This is a genomic window from Cupriavidus sp. 05T313, assembly GCF_056396665.1.
Map to the genome: position 1 here is coordinate 1 of NZ_JBFTLX010000662.1, position 416 is coordinate 416.

A 416-nucleotide genomic window follows, 5' to 3' on the forward strand; every position below is an offset into this window, starting at 1 on the left:
CGCCAGCGCTTATCGCCGCCTCAGGCGAATCAAACACAATCCCTCAACCATCGGATGTCCCGAGCGACGTGCGATTGCGCCAATAATGCCTTGCACCAGGTTGTTCTGGTGCGCATGGGCTCGTGYCAACGGACCAAGGAGTACGTGGCTAAACGCACGTCAGAGGGMAAGAGYAAACGCGAAATCATGCGCTGCCTCAAACGCTACGCAGCCAGAGAAATCTACCGTCAGATCACCAATCCCCGGCCCGCACCCGACAACTCCGACCTCCGCCGCAGGCGGACAGACCTCGGCATGACCTTAACGACCGTCGCCGGCGAACTTGGTCAATGGGTTTCCATCATTTCGCGTCTGGAACGCGGACATATCCGCAACGATGCCCTGGCCGGCGCCTACCGGAAATGGCTCATCGACCA

Annotated in this window: 1 protein-coding gene; it reads left to right on the forward strand. The window is 59.6% G+C overall.

The window, feature by feature from the left end:
* Window positions 1-186: 186 nt before the first annotated feature.
* The coding region (locus tag AC1DKD_RS42245; RefSeq protein ID WP_477144866.1) for a hypothetical protein at window positions 187-416 on the forward strand (230 nt) is incomplete at its 3' end.